This window comes from Thioalkalivibrio sp. (genome assembly GCF_041685615.1).
GTDB lineage: Bacteria > Pseudomonadota > Gammaproteobacteria > Ectothiorhodospirales > Ectothiorhodospiraceae > Thioalkalivibrio.
On sequence record NZ_JAWLFK010000050.1, the window covers coordinates 1 to 15,722 of the forward strand.

Genomic DNA, 15,722 nt, shown 5'->3' on the forward strand with positions numbered 1-15,722 from the left:
CTGGTCGCGCGGGCGGACGATCTGCTCTATCGCGCCAAGAACGAGGGGCGCAACCGTGTCATCGTGCAAACGCACGGCGATCACGGATGATGCCGGAGGGCCGGCGACGCAATCGAAGCCTCGTTGCCAAGCTGGCCGTCGCCACGCTGCTGGTGGCGCTTGCCCTCAGTCTGCTCAGCAGCGCCTACGTGATCGCCTCCGACTGGAATGCCTTCCGGGCGGAAACCCAGTCCCAGATCGATCGCCTGCAACGCCTGGTCGAGCCGCCGGCCGCGGAGGCCGCGTTCCAGTTGAGCGCCGATCAGGCGGATTCACTGGCCCAGGGATTGCTGGTGTTCGACGAGATCCGGCGGGTGGAGATCCTGGACGATTTTGGCAACACCCTGGCCGAGGACCAGCGGGAAGCGGAGCCCACCTCGGGGCAATGGTCGCGATGGCTGTTCGGGGACCTGCGGGAACACGAGCGCGAACTGCGCTACCCGGATACCCGTGGCAACCTTCAGGGAGTGGGGCGGCTGCGCATTGAACTCGACCCCGGCGTGCTGGGGATCGCCTTCGTGAACCGGCTCAAGACCGGTGTCCTGACCAGTGTCACGCAGGCGGTCATCGTGTCACTGGTGGTCGTGGTGCTGTTCTACGTGCTGATGCTGCGGCCCATGCTCAAGATCTCGCGTGCGGTGGCGGAGACCGATCCCGATCAGCCGGCCCAGTGGCCCATGCCACGCCTGGGGCATCACGAGAACGACGAGCTGGGTGCGCTGGGGCGTTCCCTGGATCGTCTGCTGCGTGCCTTTCAGGCGGGTCTCGACGCCCGCGATGGCGCCCGCGGGGAGCTGAAGGCCCTGAATGCGGATCTGGAACGCCGGGTCGAGGATCGCACTCGACAACTGGAGGACGAGAAGGCCGAGACCGAACGGGCCCTGGCCAAGGTCGACGAGGCCAACCGGGAACTGGAACGCAGCAATCGACTTGTGGTGGAGAGTATCCGCTATGCCCGGCGCATCCAGACCGCGATGCTGCCGGACAAGCACGCCCTCGATGGGCATATGGACGAGGTGCAGATCTACTGGGAACCCCTGCACCTGGTGGGGGGCGACTATTTCTGGGTCGAGGCCATCGACGGCCACAGCATCCTGGTGGTGGCGGACTGCACCGGGCACGGCGTGCCGGGGGCCTTCATCACCCTGGTGGTGGCCTCGGCGCTGGACCGCATCCTCCACGAGCATCGCCTCATGGAACCCTCTGCGATCCTGCGCGAGATGGACCGGCTGGTCCGCTCGCGCCTGCGTCAGGATGGCCACGATTCCGATTCGGACGACGGCCTGGAGGCGGCGGTTTGCGTCTACCGCCCGGAGGACCGTGTGCTGTCCTTCGCCGGCGTCGGCTTGCCGCTGATGATCGATCGGGGTGGCACGGTGGAGGAGATTCGCGGTGTGCGCGGGGGACTGGGCTACCGCAGCCTGGAACCCGCCCAGCCTGTGGATCACGAGGTACCGGTGGGGCCGGGCGTCGAATTCTTCCTGATCACCGACGGGGCGCACGATCACGTGGGCGGGGAGCCGCCGCGCCTGTTCGGACGGCGGCGCCTGCGCCAAGTCCTGGCCGAGAAGAGCGGCCGTGACCTGTCGGCCAAGATCGACGCCGTGGTGCGGGTGCTGGAGGACTACCGCGACGGCGAACCGCGCCGCGACGACATGACGCTGGTCGCATTCCGGCCGCTGGCACCGGTGGACCGAAACGAGCAGTTGCCCGCGGCTTCCGATTGAGCGGGGGCGGGCGCTCTGGTACTCTTTCAGGCGTTTTCGGCCCACCCCCGATTGCCGTTCCGAGCCGGGGTGGGACGCTTGTCAGCTCCCAGCCAGGGTTCCCGCATGACGCGTTTTGTTTTCATTACCGGAGGCGTGGTCTCGTCTCTGGGCAAAGGTATTGCATCCGCCTCGCTGGGGGCAATCCTCGAGGCCCGCGGCCTCAAGGTCACGCTGCTCAAGCTGGACCCGTACATCAACGTGGATCCCGGCACCATGAGCCCGTTCCAGCATGGCGAGGTGTTCGTTACCGCGGATGGAGCGGAAACCGACCTCGATCTGGGCCATTACGAGCGCTTCGTGCGCATCCAGACCTCCCGGCGCAACAACTTCACCACCGGGCAGATCTACGAGAACGTGATCCGCAAGGAGCGCCGGGGTGACTACCTGGGCGGTACCGTGCAGGTCATCCCGCATATCACCGACGAGATCAAGCGCTCGATCCACGAGGGGGCCGGCGATGCCGATATCGCCCTGATCGAGATCGGCGGCACCGTCGGCGACATCGAATCCCTGCCGTTTCTCGAGGCCATCCGCCAGATGGGGGTAGAACTGGGTCACGAGAACGCCCTGTTCATGCACTTGACCCTGGTCCCCTATATCGACGCGGCCGGCGAGATCAAGACCAAGCCGACCCAGCACTCGGTCAAGGAGCTGCGCTCGATCGGCATCCAGCCGGACATCCTGTTGTGCCGCTCGACCCAGGCCGTACCCGATAGCGAGCGCCGCAAGATCGCGCTGTTCACCAACGTCGAGGAGAAGGCCGTCATATCCGCGGTCGACGTCGACAACATCTACAAGATTCCGCTCTGGCTGCATTCGCAGAAGCTCGACGAGATCGTGCTGCGGAAGCTGCATATCGAGGCGCCGCAGGCGGATCTCTCGGACTGGAAGCACGTGGTCAATGCCATGGAGTTCCCGGAGTCGGAGGTGACCGTCGGCATGATCGGCAAGTACGTCGACCTGACCGAGTCCTACAAGTCCGTGAACGAGGCCCTGACCCACGCCGGCGTGCAGGTTGGGACGCGGGTCCGGATTCGTTATCTCGATTCGGAGAAGCTGGAGGGTGCCGACGACGACGCCGCCCGCGAACTCGAGGGGCTGGACGCCATCCTGGTTCCCGGTGGCTTCGGCGAGCGCGGCGTGGAGGGCAAGATCGCCGCGGTGCGCTACGCCCGCGGGCACAACGTGCCCTATCTGGGGATCTGCCTGGGCATGCAGGTGGCAGTGATCGAGTTCGCACGGGATGTTGCGGGCCTGGAAGGGGCGCACAGCACCGAGTTTGTCCCCGACACGCCGCACCCGGTCATCGCGCTCATCACCGAGTGGCAGGACCAGGAAGGCCGCATCGAGCGGCGCGACGCCGACAGCGATCTGGGCGGCACCATGCGTCTGGGCGCCCAGAATGCGCGCCTGACGTCGGGCTCGCGCATTGCCGAGGCCTATGGCAGCGAGAAGGTGGAAGAGCGCCATCGCCATCGGTTCGAATTCAACAATGCCTACCGCGAACGGCTGGAGGCCGCCGGATTGCGGATCTCCGGAGTATCGGAATCGGGGGAACTGGTGGAAGCCGTGGAACTGGCGGAGCACCCCTGGTTCGTGGGCTGCCAGTTCCATCCGGAGTTCACCTCCACCCCGCGGGACGGGCACCCGCTGTTTACCGGCTTCGTGCGGGCCGCCCGGGACTACCAGGACGCACGCGAACCGGAAACCACCACGGCACTGACGGAATAGCGCGGCGACACACGATTCTTTGCAGCCGCACCCGGAGGGTGGCGACTGCTGGACAGGACAGAGCATGCAGCTTTGCGGTATTGAAGTCGGCCTCGACCGGCCCTTTTTTCTGATAGCCGGCCCGTGTGTCATCGAGTCCGAGGCGATGGCCCTGGAGACGGCCGGCGCGCTGAAGACGATGGCCGACGATCTGGGCATCCCGCTCATTTACAAGTCCTCGTTCGACAAGGCCAACCGCTCGTCCACCCGGAGTTTCCGGGGGCTGGGTATGGCCGAGGGCCTGCGTATCCTGGAGAAAGTGAAGTCGGAGATCGGCGTACCGGTACTCACCGACGTGCACGAGGACACCGCGCTGGACGAGGTCGCCAGTGTGGTGGATGTCCTGCAGACGCCGGCCTTTCTCTGCCGCCAGACCAATTTCATCCAGAACGTTGCGCGCCAGGGTCGGCCGGTGAACATCAAGAAGGGCCAGTTCCTTGCGCCCTGGGACATGGGCAACGTGGTCGACAAGGCGCGCGAGGCGGGCAACGACCAGATCATGGTTTGCGAGCGCGGGGTCTCGTTCGGCTACAACACCCTGATCTCCGATATGCGTGGCCTGGCCCAGATGCGCCAGACCGGCTGCCCCGTGGTGTTCGATGCGACCCACTCGGTACAGCAGCCGGGCGGCCAGGGCGCCTGTTCCGGCGGCCAGCGGGAGTTCGTGCCGGTGCTCGCGCGATCCGCGGTGGCGGCCGGGATCTCGGGTCTGTTCATGGAGACCCACCCGGAGCCGGAGAAGGCCCTGTCCGATGGCCCCAATGCGTGGCCATTGCCGAAGATGGCCGAGCTGCTGAAAACGCTGAAGGCGCTGGACGCCGCGACCAAGGCACAGCCGTTCGCGGAGGCGGAGTACGGCCTCGGCTAATGGTTCAATAATTTCGATAAAGCGTCCCGGGCGGTCCCGTCCGGGCGGGTACTTTTCAAGGAGAGAGCATGTCCCACATTGCGGAGATTCACGCCCGCGAGATCATCGACTCCCGGGGCAACCCGACGGTCGAGGCTGATGTTGTCCTGGATTCCGGCGCCATGGGGCGCGCGGCGGTGCCGTCCGGCGCCTCCACGGGCGCCCGCGAGGCCCTGGAGCTGCGCGACGACGAGAAGCGCTACGGCGGCAAGGGAGTGCTGAAGGCGGTGGGCCACGTGAATGGCGAGATCCGCGATGCGCTGCGCGGCATGGAGCTGGACCAGACCGCGGTCGACCGTCGCATGCTCGAGCTGGACGGGACCGAGAACAAGTCGCGCCTGGGCGCGAACGCCCTGCTGGCTGTCTCCATGGCCACCTCGCACGCCTTGGCGGCGGATCGCGAGCAGCCGCTGTTCGAGACCCTGGGCGGCGAGGATGCCACGCTCCTCCCCGTACCGATGATGAATATCATCAATGGCGGCGCGCACGCGGACAACAGCGTGGACATGCAGGAGTTCATGATCCTGCCGGTAGGCGCCGATTCCGTGCGCGAGGCCGTGCGCTATGGCGCCGAGGTCTTTCACGCGCTGAAGAAGGTCCTCTCCAAACGCGGGCTGGCAACGGCGGTGGGCGACGAGGGCGGTTTTGCCCCGGACCTGCCGTCGAACTCCGCGGCGATCGAGGTCATTCTGGAGGCCATCCACAATGCCGGCTTCAAGGCGGGCGAGGACATCTGGATTGGCCTCGACTGTGCGAGCTCCGAGTTCTACCGCGACGGGCGCTACCATCTGGACTCCGAGGGCAAGGCCTTCTCGGCGGACGAATTCTCCGACTATCTCGCCCACTGGGTGGACCAGTACCCGATCCTGACCATCGAGGACGGGATGGCCGAGGACGATTGGGCCGGCTGGAAGACCCTGACCGAGCGCCTGGGCAAGCGCGTGCAGCTGGTGGGCGACGACCTGTTCGTCACCAATACCCGCATCCTGCAGGAAGGCATCGACAAGGGTGTTGCGAACTCCATTCTGATCAAGCTCAACCAGATCGGCACGGTCACCGAGACGCTGGAAGCCATCGAGATGGCCCGCAAGGCCAACTACACGGCGGTGATCTCGCACCGTTCCGGCGAGACGGAAGACGTGACCATCGCGGATCTGGCGGTGGCCACCCGTGCTGGCCAGATCAAGACCGGTTCGCTGTCGCGTTCCGACCGCGTGGCCAAATACAACCAGCTGATCCGCATCGAGGAGCACCTCGGGTCGCGGGCTTCCTATCCGGGCATGTCGGCGTTCACCTTCGGACGCTGAGCCAGACGCTGGCCCGCCGTGTCGATCACGCCGTCTGCAGCCTGCGGTGCGGTTCCTGTCCGCGGCCGATCGGGACTCGTAGAATGCCGGGCATGCTGGCCACACGAAAAAGCCCTCGTCCTGCCGCTCCCGCGTTTTTCGCGGCGTGCGGGCGAGGGACTCTTCTGTCCCCGCATTCGGAGTTCGGCTGATGCGCGGCCTGCTGATTGGTCTGGCGCTGGTGTTGCTCGCGCTCCAATGGCCCTTGTGGTTGGGCGAGGGGAGCTGGCGCGATGTGCGCGACCTGCGCGAGCAGGTGGAGCGCCAGCAGGCTGCGAACGCCGAGCTGGAGCAGCGCAATCAAGCCCTGGAGGCCGAGGTGCGGGACCTGCGCAGTGGTACGGCCGCGGTCGAGGAGCGTGCGCGCCGCGACCTGGGCATGATCCGGGAGGACGAGATTTTCTTCTTCGTGGTAGGGGACGACGAGCCCGGGACGCTGGACGTCGAGCCGCTGCCGGGGTCGGCGGGGCAGACCGATCCCGGTCCGGACTCGCGCGTGCCCGAGGATGCCGAGCCGGCGACCGACACCCTGCCACCGGAGGATCCCTTTGATGGCTGATTCCGGCAGTGCACTCTCGCGGGAGCCGGCCTTCTGGGCATTGATCCCGGCGGCGGGTGTGGGTCGGCGCATGGGCTCGGGCCGCCCCAAGCAGTACCTGACGCTGGGGTCGCGCACGATCCTGTCCCATACCCTTTCCGTCTTCCTCGAGCATCCGCGAATCCGAGGCGTGGTGCTGGTCATGGGGCCGGATGTCGATCCGGATGCCCTGGACCTGCCACTGGCCGGGGGGCGGCTGTTCCGCGCGGCCGGTGGCGCGGAACGCGCGGACTCGGTGCAGAACGGGCTGGAATTCCTTGCCGAGCGGGCGCACAAGGATGACTGGGTCCTGGTCCATGACGCGGCCCGCCCCTGCCTTCCGGTCGGGGATCTGGACCGGTTGCTGCGCGAGTTGCGCGACGATCCCGTGGGCGGGCTGCTCGCGAGCCCCAGCACCGACACCATCAAGTGGAGCGACGGGACCGGGCACGTCGAGCGGACCCTGGACCGGGAACGCGTCTGGCGGGCCCTGACGCCGCAGATGTTCCGGCTGGACATGCTGCGCGAGGCCAATGCGCGGGCCCGTGACGCGGGGCATCCCGTGACCGACGAGGCCAGTGCCATCGAGTTTCTGGGCCAGGCCCCGCGACTGATCGAGGGCTCCGCGATGAACATCAAGATCACCCGTGCCGAAGATCTCGAGCTGGCGCGCCTCTACCTGATGCAACAGGGGCGGCTCGAAGGGCGATTCAGCGCATGAGGGGGTTGCGCATTGGCCAGGGATTCGACGTCCACGCGTTCGGGGATGGGGATCACCTTGTGCTTGGCGGGGTACGGATCCCGTTCGAGCGCGGATTCGTGGCGCACTCGGACGGCGATGTGTTGATCCACGCGGTCTGCGATGCCCTGCTGGGCGGGGCTGCGCTGGGGGATATCGGCCAGCACTTTCCGGATACCGATCCGGCGTTTCGCGGTGCAGACAGCCGCGCCCTCCTGCGCGAGACCATCCAGCGCGTGGCCGCAGCCGGGTGGCGTCCGGTCAATATCGACTCGACCGTGATCGCGCAGGCACCGAAGCTGGCCCCGCATGTGCGCGGCATGCGCGAGCATGTCGCCGCGGACGCGGGGCTTGATGTCGACACGGTTAACGTGAAGGCCACGACCACCGAGCACCTGGGCTTTACCGGACGCGAGGAGGGCGTGGCGGCGCAGGCGATTGTGCTGCTCGAGCCTTCTTCGGGGATGATGCGGGTATGACGTCCGGGCAGGCCAAGCCCGTCATCCAGGGGGTGCATCACGCCAGCCTGGTGGTGGCGGATACCGCGGTGGCCGCGGCCTTCTACGAGGGGCAGCTCGGCCTGGAGCGGCTGGAACGGCCCGAGCTCGGTTTTCCCGGTCTGTGGTACGCGCTGGGCGGCGGTCAGGCCCTGCATCTGCTGCAGGTGCCCAATCCCGACCCGGTGGAACGCCCAGTGCGCTGCGGGCAGGACCGCCACCTGGCGCTTCGGGTACACGGTCTGGAGGCGCTGGTCGCGCGCCTGGAGGCTGCCGGCGGGGTGGTTGAACGCAGCCGGTCCGGTCGCCCGGCGGCGTTCGTGCGCGACCCGGATGGCAACGCCATCGAGCTGATCGAGGAAGCCGCTGCCTGAATCCGGAAACGGGAGGCCTGCCATGAGCGATTCGCGTTACATCCTGGCCCTGGATCAGGGAACCACCAGTTGCCGGGCGATCCTGTTTGACCGAGCGGGCGCGATCGCGGGTGTGGCGCAGAAGGACTTTCGCCAGATCTACCCGAAGCCGGGCTGGGTGGAACACGATGCGATGGAGATCTGGGGCACCCAGATTGGCGTGGCACGCGAGGTCCTGGAGACCCGCGGCATCAAGCCTTCCCGGCTCGCGGCGATCGGGATCACCAATCAGCGCGAGACGACGGTGGTCTGGGACCGGGCGACGGGGGAGCCGATTGCCAACGCCATTGTATGGCAGGACCGCCGTACCGCCGCGTTCTGCGACGACCTGAAGGCGGCGGGTCACGAGGCCATGATCCGGGAGCGCACCGGCCTGGTCGTGGATGCCTACTTCTCCGCCAGCAAGCTGCGCTGGTTGCTCGATCACGTCGAGGGGGCGCGGGAACGCGCGCAGCGGGGCGAGCTGGCGTTCGGCACGGTGGACAGCTGGCTGATCTGGAACCTGACCCGCGGCGAGCGCCATGTGACCGACGTGACCAATGCCGCGCGCACCCAGCTGTTCAATATTCACACCCTGGAGTGGGATGCGGAGCTCCTGGAGCGGTTCGGCATTCCCCGGGCAATGCTGCCGGAGGTCCACGATTCCAGTGGTGTTCTCGGGGTGACCGGGGCCGAGATGTTCGGCGGCGCGGAGGTCCCGATTGCCGGGGTGGCGGGGGATCAACACGCGGCCCTGTTCGGTCAGGCCTGCTTCGAGCCCGGCATGGCCAAGAACACCTACGGCACGGGGTGTTTCCTCCTGATGAACACGGGCGAGGCACCCGTGGAATCACGCTCCGGCCTGCTGACGACCGTTGCCTGGTCGCTGGATGGCCGGGTGGAGTACGCGCTGGAGGGCTCGATCTTCATTGCCGGCGCGGCGATCCAGTGGCTGCGCGACGAGCTTCATCTGATCGATTCCGCGGAGGATTCGGAGTACTACGCGGGCAAGGTGGCGAACGCTGACGGGGTCTACGTGGTGCCGGCGTTCGCCGGGCTCGGGGCCCCGTACTGGGACATGTATGCCCGTGGGGCCATCTTCGGACTCACCCGGGGCACGCGCAAGGAGCACATCACGCGGGCCACGCTGGATTCGCTCGCCTATCAGACCCGGGACGTGATCGAGGCGATGCAGGAGGATTCCGGGATCGCCCTGAAGGCCCTCCGGGTCGATGGCGGGGCCGTGGCGAACAACGTGATGATGCAGTTCCAGGCCGATATGCTCGGGGTGCGGGTCGAGCGCCCGGCGGTGATCGAATCGACCGCTCTGGGGGCCGCCTGGCTGGCGGGGCTGGCGATTGGCTTCTGGAGCCGCGACGAGCTGGCGCATAAAACGGGCCTGGACCGGGTGTTCCAACCGGAGATGGATGCGGCCACCCGGGAAGGGTACTACCGCGGCTGGAAGAAGGCGGTGAAGCGCACCATGGGCTGGGCGCGCGAGGACGAGGGGGATCCGGCGTTGTAGCGGGGTGGGACTGTTTTGGTTGCTCCGGCGAAGCCCCTGCCAGACCCGGTTTGGCCCCGGGCCCCTCAGTCCATGCTGGCCGGTTCGGCGGCGAGCTGGCCCGCCTGGTAGTCGCTGATGGCCTGTTCGATCTCGTCGGAGGTATTCATCACGAACGGGCCGTAGTGGGCGATCGGTTCGCCCAGCGGCCGGCCCTTGAACAGCAGGACCCGGGCGTCCTGCTGTGCAATCAGGTGGATCTGCGTGTGTCCACGCCAGATGCCCATCTGGCCGGATGCCAGACCGGTCAGTTCGCCGTCGAACACGTAGGCCAGCACGCGATCCTCCAGCTGCACCGCGAGGGACAGGCGATAGCCGGCGGGCAGCGTGAGATCGGCCATGGCAGCGCCCTCGCCGATCTGTGGCAGCGCGCCTTCGGTGTCCCCGGCGCTGGTCTGCCAGGAGCCGGCAATGGCCTTGAAGCGCAGCGAATCGTCGTCTTCCGGCAGGTGACGCATCGCGTCCGCGCGCACGTCGCGGTAGCGCGGCGGGTCCATCTTGCGTGCGGCGGGCAGGTTCACCCACAGCTGGAAGCCGTGCAGACCGTCGGCATCCAGTAGCGGCATCTCGGAGTGAATCACACCGCGGCCGGCACTCATCCACTGGGCGTCGCCGGCCTCAACGCGGCCCTGGTTGCCCATGGAGTCCTCGTGGGTGAGGCCGCCATGCACCAGGTATGTCAGTGTCTCGAAGCCGCGATGCGGGTGGGAGGGGAAGCCGCCGATATAGTCCTCGCGCGCGCTGGCCTTCAGTTCGTCCAGCATCAGGAATGGATCCAGGCCGCCGCGGAAGTCATGGATGCGCCGGATATTCACTCCGGCACCGTCCTGGGTGGGATGAGAGGTCTTCACGCTGTCCGGCGGTGTGGGGTTCATGGCGTTCTCCTTCACAACAGACATGCACCATACCGACCATGAAACGAAAAGAAAATTGCATCGTTTCCCGTCATGGTGCGTTCTGTCAGGCGGCCGAAAGCTCCCAGGAATCGGCGAACATCTCCAGGCTTTCGATGAAATCGGGATCGTGTTCCTGACGATTGATGGTCAGGTGCAGGATGACGGCCCGTGGCTCCGGCGGGTGGCCGGTGGTCAGTGTCCAGGCGAGGCCATTGGGGCATCCCGGCAGGGAAAAGCGCACGCCGCCGTTGATGAGCTCCCGGCGGACCCGGAATTCGCCCCACAGGCAGTAGACAACGCCGTTATCCGGGCCCTCGTCCTGGACGAGGGTGTCGATGGCATCGCAGAGGCCGGGCAGGGCGGGGACATCCAGCCTCTGCTGCAGGCCGGTGGTGTCCAGCGTGGCGGGCAGGGTGCGGAAGAACTCCATCAGATCACTCGCTGCGCGGGAGGAAGACGGGCAAGCCGTCCACCTCGCCGACGCTCAGGGGTTGGTTGTACAGACGTTCCAGCGCGCTGGGCACCAGCATGGTCCCTGTCGGGCCCCAGCAGGCCTGCCCGTCCGGGAACAGCAGGAGCAGGTGGTCGCAGTATCGCGCGGCCAGGTTCACGTCGTGCAGGACCAGGACCGCGGCCCGGTGTTCCTGCGCGACGATGGTCTGCACGCGATTGAGCACGGCCACCTGGTGATGCATGTCCAGCTGGCTGGTGGGCTCGTCCAGCAACAGCAGGCCGGGATCCTGGGTCAGGACCGTGGCGATCGCCAGACGCTGGCGTTCGCCTCCGGACAGGGTGTCGACCATGCGCTCCTCCAGGTTGGCGAGATCCATCTCCGCGAGCGCGGCCCGGGCGCGGGTGTAGTCCTCGGCGGTCTCGATATCCCAGGGGCGCAGGTACGGGTGGCGCCCGATCAGTGCGGTCTCCAGGACCGTCGCGGGAAAGCCGTCGTGGTGCGTCTGGAAGACGAGACCCAGCCGGCGTGCCAGTTCCGCCCGGGGCAGGGTGGAAATTTCCTGTCCCTTGATTTCGATGTGTCCGGCACGCGTGGCACGCAGGCCGGCGAGGGTTTGCAGCAGCGTGCTCTTGCCGGCGCCGTTGGGGCCGAGGATACCCCAGCACTGCCCGGGGTCCACCGTCAGTTCCATGGGCGCGCCGGGCGATCGTCCGGGGATGTCGATCACCAGCTCGTGCGTGGCCAACAGGGTATCGGGGCCCGGCTCCTGGTGGACGCTGCGCGCGCTCGGGGGCGGGTCGTCGTGGGGCTGGGTCGCCGCGAGATCTCGAGGAGGCGTGTGCGGCATCAGCGGCTCCGGTACAGCAGAAACAGGAACACCGGCACCCCCAGCATTGCGGTGATCACGCCCACCGGCAACTGCTCGGGGGCGATCAGGGTCCGGGCCAGGGTGTCGGCCAGGGTGAGCAGGATGCCGCCGCCCAGCGCCGAGGCCGGGAGGATCACGCGCTGATCGTTCCCGAAGATCAGGCGCAGCATGTGCGGAACGATCAGCCCCACAAAGCCCACCGCGCCGACTTGCATCACCGCGGTCGCGGTGATCAGCGCCGCTGCGACATAGATGCTCCACTCCACCGGCCGCACGGCGACGCCCAGCGCGGCCGCCTGCATCGGGCCGCGCGCCAGGACGTTCAGGGTCCGGCCCAGTGGCAGCGCCAGCAGCACGACCAGTATGAGCACGGTCCAGGCCGGGTAGGGGTTGCGCGCATGGGAGACGTCGCCCATCAGCCAGTAGAGCATGCCCGGCAGCTCCGCCGTCGGGCTGACGGCCAGCAGGAAGCTGATCATGGCCCCCCAGCCGGCCGCAACCACCACGCCGGTCAGGAGCAACCGGGTCGGGGTCCAGCTCCCCGTGCCGTGTGCGAGGCCGAACACGATCACCGTGGACAGCAGCGCCCCGGCGAATGCGGCCGCGGAGACCGAGAACATCGACAGGCCGGCCAGCATGGCCAGGAGGGCCCCGACGGACGCACCACCGGAGAGGCCGAGGACATAGGGGTCGGCCAGCGGGTTGCGCAGTAGAACCTGCATCAAGGCCCCCGCCAGCCCCAGCAGTCCGCCGGCCGCGAAGGCCGCCAGGGCGCGCGGAAGGCGCAGCTCCAGAACCAGCGTGTCATGCAGTCGGCTTGCGTCTCCCGCCACGACGGCGAGAAGATCCGCGGGCGCGATGGCCACACTGCCGAAGGCCACCGCGATCAGGATCGCCAGCAGCGACGCGGGCAGCAGCACCGCAGACGCAAGAAGAAAGGACCGGGTCACGGGCGTTCAGTCGGTCCGGCGCGAGCGGGCACGTTCCAGCTCTTCGCACATCAGCCGCGTGCCCTCCGCGATGCGCGGGGTATGACGCTGAAGCAGCGACGGCGGAATAAAGTACAGATTGTCGCGCCGGACGGCGGTCATATCCTCCCACTGCTCCCAGGCGAGAACCCAGTCGGGGCGATCCTCGCCCATGCCGCCGCCGATGATCACCTCCGGGTCGGCCTCGATCACCGCCTCGCGATCCATGCGCGGCACCAGTCGATCCAGGTGCCCGAACACGTTCACGCCGCCACACAACCGGATGGCCTCGCTGATCAGGTGGTCGTCGTTGACGGTCATCAGCGGCTGTTCCCAGACCTGGTAGAAGAGGCGCACCGGATCGCGGTCTTCGTAGTCCTGGCGCAGGGTTTCGATCTCGTCGAGAAAGGCCTGTACGGCCCTCTGCCCCTCTTTCTCGGTGCCGGCAAGCCGGGCCATGCGGCGCATGCTGGAGGCGACGCCCTCGAAGCTGCGCGGCTCGGAGACGTAGACGTTCAGGCCGAGATCGCGCATGCGCTCGATCTGCGAGGCGGAGTTGCCACTGCGCCAGGCGACCACCAGGTCCGGTTCGAGCTGGACGACGCGTTCCAGGTCGATGCGGCTGTAGCCCCCGATGCGCGGGATCGTCTCCGCTTCCGGCGGGAAGTCGCTGTGCTGCGTCACCCCCACCAGCTTGTCTCCGGCGCCGACGGCGAACAACACCTCCGTGATGTGCGGGGCCAGGCTGATAATGCGCTCGGCGGGCTGGTCGAGCTGGACCTCGCGGTCGTCATCGTCGGTCACCGAAACGGAGCCGGCCAAGGCGGTGGTGCCGCAAAGGCACGTCGTGACCAGGAGCACAAGGTGCCCGATTGGGCGGGTTAAACGCATTAAGGATCCGATGGTTGTGTTTGTAACGTAATGTGACGCCTGCGGAAATTTTCGCATGGCCGGTAGTGTGCAAAAGGGGCTCATCATAGCAGCAAGAGAGAGATTGTTTGGTGCCCAAATTGGTCGGGCGGCTGCCGAACGCGTATCATGGCGCCGCTTGGATCAGGTGCCCGCGACCCGCGGGTGAAACGGGAAGCCGGTGCAAATCCGGCGCTGCCCCCGCAACGGTAAGCGAGTGGCGAAACGCACCGCGGACTCGGCCACTGTGCCCCAAACAGGGTACGGGAAGGCGTCTGCCGGATCGGGACTGCCCGACGCTCGCGAGCCCGGAGACCGGCCTGAAACATACAGATTTCTGCGACCGTGCGGCGGGCAACGGTCGGGGGCGTCGGCCTCGTCCCCGAGGCTGGTTGCTTCCCTTGCGCCGTGCCGTCGCCTCGACGGACACTCATGACGACCCCAGATTCCAGCAACCCGCAGCACAATCCGAACGCGTTCGCCTCGGCGGAACGCGAGGCGGTTTATCGCGCGATCAACGAGCGCCGGGATATACGGCATTTTCGCCCGGATCCGGTGGATGGCGATACCCTTCGGCGGCTGCTGGAGGCGGCGCATCGCGCGCCGAGCGTGGGCTACATGCAGCCCTGGCGCTTTCTGCGCATTGCCGACCCGGCGGTGCGCGCGGCGCTGCACGCGCATGTGGCCGACGAGCAGGCACGCACCGCGGAGGCCTGTGGCGATCGGGCGGCGGAGGTGCACCGCTTGAAGCTGGAGGGCATCCGCGAGGCGGGCGAACTGCTGGTCGTGGCCCTGACCGATGGCCGCGAACGCTACGTGCTGGGACGGCGGACGCTCCCCGAGATGGACCTGTGTTCCGCCGCCTGTGCGATCCAGAACCTGTGGCTGGCCGCCCGCGCCGAGGGCCTGGGCATGGGCTGGGTCTCCCTGTTCGATCCGGACTGGCTGGCCAGCCGGCTGGAGCTGCCCGAGGGCGGATACCCGATCGCGGTGCTGTGCCTGGGGCATGTGGAACGCTTCTATGACCGGCCGATGCTGGAGACGGCGGGCTGGGATACCCGGCGCCCCCTGGAAGACCTGGTGTTCCAGGATCGCTGGGGCGCGCCGTGCGAGCTGGCCGAGTCCCCGGATGCAAGGGAATCCGTCACGGGTCCGGGTGGGACATCCGGGCGCGGCCCGGCATGAGCACCTTTCTGATCCTGATCGGCGCCCTGATCCTGGACCGGCTGTTTGGCGACCCACGGCGGTTCCATCCGCTCGCCGGATTCGGTCATCTCGCGGCCTGGGCCGAATCCCGCTGGCATGCGCCCAGTCGTGTACGCGGAGCGCTTCTCCTCGCGGCGCTGGTTCTGCCCTGGGTGGCACTGGCCGCACTGGGCGCCTCGCTGGCCTGGGGCTGGGTTCTGACGCTGGCGATCCTGACGCTGGCGATTGGCTGGCGCAGCCTGGACGAGCATGCGGAGGTGGTGGCCGAGGCCCTGGAAAAGGATGATCTGTCTGGGGCGCGCACCGGTGTCGGCATGCTGGTCAGTCGCGACGCGGCGGCCCTGGACGAGCGCGGGGTGAGTGGCGCGACCATCGAGTCGGTGCTGGAGAACGGCAACGACGCGCTGTTCGCCACGATCTTCTGGTTCGTGGTGGCCGGTGCGCCGGGCGTGGTCGCCTATCGCCTGGTGAACACGCTGGATGCGATGTGGGGCTACCGCAATGACCGGTTTCGCTCGTTTGGCTGGGCCGCCGCGCGCCTGGACGATGCCATGAACCTGATCCCGGCCCGTCTCACGGCGCTGGCCTATGGCCTGGCCGGGCGTGGCCGGGACGCGCTGCAGTGCTGGCGCGAGCAGGCTGCCGGCTGGAAGAGCCCGAACGCCGGGCCGGTGATGGCTGCAGGCGCTGGGGCACTGGGCGTGGTCCTGGGTGGTCCGGCACCCTATGGCGGGCAGCGCGAGTGGCGCCCCCGTCTCGGGATGGGCCGCATGCCCGACGCGGCAGGCATTCGTCAGGCGATTGCGCTGGTGGATCGTGCG

The 15,722-nt window shown here is 67.6% G+C and carries 16 protein-coding genes, 1 pseudogene and 1 riboswitch; of the genes and pseudogenes, 12 read left to right on the top strand and 5 right to left on the bottom strand.

What is annotated here, in order from left to right; translation table 11 throughout:
* The 10 genes and pseudogenes from ACESLR_RS09855 to glpK all read left to right on the top strand — a co-directional run.
* A pseudogene (locus ACESLR_RS09855) lies at positions 1 to 90 on the top strand (GGDEF domain-containing protein); the annotation flags it as partial.
* Positions 90 to 1,766, top strand: coding sequence for a PP2C family protein-serine/threonine phosphatase (locus tag ACESLR_RS09860; RefSeq protein ID WP_373067153.1), 1,677 nt, complete (start codon positions 90 to 92; stop codon positions 1,764 to 1,766). The pseudogene ACESLR_RS09855 and the gene ACESLR_RS09860, both read left to right, overlap by 1 nt.
* 105 nt (positions 1,767 to 1,871) lie before the next feature.
* The gene (locus ACESLR_RS09865; RefSeq protein ID WP_373067125.1) at positions 1,872 to 3,539 is read left to right on the top strand and encodes a CTP synthase; all 1,668 of its coding nucleotides are present in this window, start codon (positions 1,872 to 1,874) and stop codon (positions 3,537 to 3,539) included.
* 64 nt (positions 3,540 to 3,603) lie between these two features.
* Entirely contained in the window at positions 3,604 to 4,446 is an 843-nt protein-coding gene (gene kdsA, locus ACESLR_RS09870; RefSeq protein WP_373067130.1) for a 3-deoxy-8-phosphooctulonate synthase, read from the top strand.
* Positions 4,447 to 4,514: 68 nt separating this feature from the next.
* The gene (eno, locus tag ACESLR_RS09875) at positions 4,515 to 5,792 is read left to right on the top strand and encodes a phosphopyruvate hydratase (protein WP_373067134.1); all 1,278 of its coding nucleotides are present in this window, start codon (positions 4,515 to 4,517) and stop codon (positions 5,790 to 5,792) included.
* Between the two features lie 190 nt (positions 5,793 to 5,982).
* Positions 5,983 to 6,390 carry a cell division protein FtsB gene (gene ftsB / locus ACESLR_RS09880; protein WP_373025915.1) on the top strand — a complete coding sequence of 136 codons (408 nt, stop codon included), beginning with the start codon at positions 5,983 to 5,985 and terminating at the stop codon, positions 6,388 to 6,390.
* A complete protein-coding gene (ispD, locus tag ACESLR_RS09885; protein ID WP_373025917.1) occupies positions 6,383 to 7,129 on the top strand; it encodes a 2-C-methyl-D-erythritol 4-phosphate cytidylyltransferase in 747 nt (248 codons plus the stop codon). The genes ftsB and ispD overlap by 8 nt, the downstream gene beginning before the upstream one ends.
* A complete protein-coding gene (gene ispF / locus ACESLR_RS09890) occupies positions 7,126 to 7,626 on the top strand; it encodes a 2-C-methyl-D-erythritol 2,4-cyclodiphosphate synthase (RefSeq protein WP_373025919.1) in 501 nt (166 codons plus the stop codon). Before ispD ends, ispF begins: the two co-directional genes overlap by 4 nt.
* Positions 7,623 to 8,018, top strand: a complete 396-nt coding sequence (locus tag ACESLR_RS09895; protein ID WP_373025920.1) for a VOC family protein — start codon at positions 7,623 to 7,625, stop codon at positions 8,016 to 8,018. The genes ispF and ACESLR_RS09895 overlap by 4 nt, the downstream gene beginning before the upstream one ends.
* Before the next feature lie 22 nt (positions 8,019 to 8,040).
* The gene (gene glpK, locus ACESLR_RS09900) at positions 8,041 to 9,561 is read left to right on the top strand and encodes a glycerol kinase GlpK (RefSeq protein ID WP_373054574.1); all 1,521 of its coding nucleotides are present in this window, start codon (positions 8,041 to 8,043) and stop codon (positions 9,559 to 9,561) included.
* 65 nt (positions 9,562 to 9,626) lie between these two features.
* Here the strand turns inward: glpK and ACESLR_RS09905 are convergent, their stop codons facing one another.
* The 5 genes from ACESLR_RS09905 to ACESLR_RS09925 all read right to left on the bottom strand — a co-directional run bounded on the left by ACESLR_RS09905 (position 9,627) and on the right by ACESLR_RS09925 (position 13,677).
* On the bottom strand, positions 9,627 to 10,475 hold the full coding sequence (locus ACESLR_RS09905; protein ID WP_373025922.1) for a pirin family protein: 849 nt from the start codon (positions 10,473 to 10,475) through the stop codon (positions 9,627 to 9,629).
* An 85-nt stretch (positions 10,476 to 10,560) separates the two neighbouring features.
* Positions 10,561 to 10,926, bottom strand: a complete 366-nt coding sequence (locus tag ACESLR_RS09910; protein WP_373067137.1) for a hypothetical protein — start codon at positions 10,924 to 10,926, stop codon at positions 10,561 to 10,563.
* 4 nt (positions 10,927 to 10,930) lie between these two features.
* A complete protein-coding gene (locus ACESLR_RS09915; RefSeq protein ID WP_373067141.1) occupies positions 10,931 to 11,797 on the bottom strand; it encodes an ABC transporter ATP-binding protein in 867 nt (288 codons plus the stop codon).
* On the bottom strand, positions 11,797 to 12,768 hold the full coding sequence (locus ACESLR_RS09920) for a FecCD family ABC transporter permease (RefSeq protein ID WP_373067144.1): 972 nt from the start codon (positions 12,766 to 12,768) through the stop codon (positions 11,797 to 11,799). Before ACESLR_RS09920 ends, ACESLR_RS09915 begins: the two co-directional genes overlap by 1 nt.
* A gap of 6 nt (positions 12,769 to 12,774) precedes the next feature.
* The gene (locus tag ACESLR_RS09925; RefSeq protein ID WP_373025929.1) at positions 12,775 to 13,677 is read right to left on the bottom strand and encodes a cobalamin-binding protein; all 903 of its coding nucleotides are present in this window, start codon (positions 13,675 to 13,677) and stop codon (positions 12,775 to 12,777) included.
* A gap of 147 nt (positions 13,678 to 13,824) precedes the next feature.
* Positions 13,825 to 14,034: riboswitch (cobalamin riboswitch) on the top strand.
* Positions 14,035 to 14,127: 93 nt separating this feature from the next.
* Here ACESLR_RS09925 and bluB point away from each other — a divergent pair.
* Both bluB and cbiB read left to right on the top strand, forming a co-directional pair.
* The gene (gene bluB / locus ACESLR_RS09930) at positions 14,128 to 14,880 is read left to right on the top strand and encodes a 5,6-dimethylbenzimidazole synthase (protein ID WP_373054573.1); all 753 of its coding nucleotides are present in this window, start codon (positions 14,128 to 14,130) and stop codon (positions 14,878 to 14,880) included.
* The coding region (gene cbiB / locus ACESLR_RS09935; protein WP_373067149.1) for an adenosylcobinamide-phosphate synthase CbiB at positions 14,877 to 15,722 on the top strand (846 nt) is incomplete at its 3' end. The genes bluB and cbiB, both read left to right, overlap by 4 nt.